The organism is Nocardiopsis halotolerans DSM 44410 (assembly GCF_000341065.1).
Lineage (GTDB): Bacteria > Actinomycetota > Actinomycetes > Streptosporangiales > Streptosporangiaceae > Nocardiopsis > Nocardiopsis halotolerans.
In genome coordinates this window covers 396-2,283 of the sequence record NZ_ANAX01000316.1, presented here as the reverse complement: position 1 = coordinate 2,283, position 1,888 = coordinate 396, and the positions used below count along the sequence as shown (strand labels likewise).

3 protein-coding genes are annotated in these 1,888 nt (G+C 69.2%); 1 reads left to right on the top strand and 2 read right to left on the bottom strand.

The window, feature by feature from the left end:
- A partial coding sequence (locus tag D455_RS31460) for an aminotransferase class III-fold pyridoxal phosphate-dependent enzyme (protein WP_040685075.1) occupies positions 1-395 on the top strand: 395 nt, incomplete at its 5' end.
- A gap of 67 nt (positions 396-462) precedes the next feature.
- Here the strand turns inward: D455_RS31460 and D455_RS0123125 are convergent.
- Complete coding sequence (locus D455_RS0123125; protein WP_083922392.1) at positions 463-1,071, bottom strand: PH domain-containing protein; 609 nt, start codon at positions 1,069-1,071, stop codon at positions 463-465.
- A 135-nt stretch (positions 1,072-1,206) separates the two neighbouring features.
- Positions 1,207-1,665, bottom strand: coding sequence for a flavodoxin family protein (locus D455_RS0123120; RefSeq protein ID WP_017573062.1), 459 nt, complete (start codon positions 1,663-1,665; stop codon positions 1,207-1,209).
- Between the last annotated feature and the right edge of the window lie 223 nt (positions 1,666-1,888).

The window sequence follows — 1,888 nt, the reverse complement described above, 5'->3', positions numbered from 1 at the left end:
GGGGGGCGGCCGCCGCGCTGGCCAACCTCGACCTGTTCGAGAGCGAGGGCATCCTCGACAACGTCCGGACGAACGCGCCGGTCTTCCGGGCGACCCTGGAGAAGCTCCTGGACCTGCCGATCGTCGGCGACGTGCGCGGCGACGGGTTCTTCTACGGCATCGAGTTGGTCAAGGACAAGGAGACCAAGGAGACCTTCACCGACGAGGAGTCCCACCGGCTGCTCAAGGGCTTCCTGTCCGAGGCGCTCTTCGACGCCGGGCTCGTCTGCCGCGCCGACGACCGCGGCGAGCCGGTCGTGCAGCTGTCACCGCCGTTGACCTGCGGCCCGGAGCACTTCGAGGAGATCGAGCGCATCCTGCGCGAGGTCCTCACCGAGGCCTGGGAACGGATCTGACCACTCCTCTGGCCGGTCACGCCCCCGCCTCTCCTTCCGGCGGGGGCGTCGCCGTGTCCGGGTCCGGTCAGCCGCTGAGGTGGTGGAGTGCGGCGCCCCCGAGAGGGAGCGCAAGGGTGAGGAGGAGGACCGTGAGGGCCGGCAGGGCGGGGATCCTCACCCGCGACTCGATCCCACGCTCGGAACCGTCGTCTCCCGTGGCGGCGTACGGCGAGCGCCACTCCTCGATCCTCCGTACCGCCCCACGGTGGTGCCGGTAGCGAATCAGCTCTCCGCCGAGGGAACCCCCGTAGTGGAAGTGGGAGATCACCTCACCGTTGCTGAGACCGATGACGAGTCGGCCGCCGCCCGCGGCGTTCAGCGTCTCCACGTGCCGCCAGGGCGCGAAGTGGACCGCGAAGACGCCCCGCGACTCGATGCCCTCCTCGGAGAGCCGCAGCCGCGGGTGGAGGCAGAGCAGGTAGAAGAAGGCCTCGAAACCGGCCATGATCAGTGACACCGCTATGAGGTCAGGGCTGGGAGCGCCCGACCCGAGGGTGGAGAGGGGTGCGGCGATCGCGAACACGCCGCAGAGGAACATGAAGAGCACCCCCATGGCGACGAAGCCTCGGTTGCGGATACTCGTACTCTTCTTCGCCGGATACCTGGGGGATGGGGAGGATGGGGTTTCCTGCATGGGGGATGTCCGTCCTGTGGTCGCGGTCCTGCCCCGCAACGGGGAAAGTGGATGAACGACATCAAACCAGGAGACACCCCGGTCTCTGGCTGGCCCCTGCGGGCCGGACGGCACGGCCAGGCTCGGTCAGTGCGGTCAGGCGCGGTCCAGGGCGGCGAGGGCGGTGACCGCGCCCAGTTCCCAGCAGGCCTCGCGGTCCTGTGCCTCCGGTCGGCCCGTCACGGTGACGGGCGGTCGGTGTCGTTCCCACTCCATGCCCTTGGCGATGGACTCGACCGCGCGGATCGCGCCCGAGGTGTCGTTGTCCCCGTGCACGTACAGCGCGTACGGCAGCCCCCGGGTCGTCCCCTGGGCCGGATAGAAGACCGTGTCGAAGAAGACCTTGAGGGCTCCCGACATGTAGCCGATGTTGGCCGGGGTGCCCAGGATGAGGGCGTCGGCGGCGAGGAGATCGCTGGCCGTGGCTGACAGGGCCGCCTCCGCGTGTACCTCGACCCCCTCGATCTCGTCGTCACGGGCACCGTCGAGCACGGCACCCAGCAGTTCCTGTGTCGCGGGCGAGACCGTGTGGTGAACGATGAGCAGTCGTGCCATGTGCCCACACTAGAACTCATCAGCTGACGCGAAGTGGCCCAGGCTACGGGCAACGCTTGCTGAGGGCGGGTGGCCAAGCTCTGCTGCGGTGGCAGTAACGGCGAGAGCGGCTGTCGGAGGGCGACCAACGCTTGCTGTTCGCGGGTGGTCGGCCACTCCTGCGATGGCGCCAGCTGCCGCGCAGTGGTGCGGACGACGAGTCGCGCCTGATGAGGTCGGGTGG

Coding starts and splice junctions, on each gene's coding strand:
- D455_RS0123125 (WP_083922392.1), bottom strand. CDS start 1,071: ATGCAGGAAACCCCATCCTCCCCATCCCCCAGGTATCCGGCGAAGAAG.
- D455_RS0123120 (WP_017573062.1), bottom strand. CDS start 1,665: ATGGCACGACTGCTCATCGTTCACCACACGGTCTCGCCCGCGACACAG.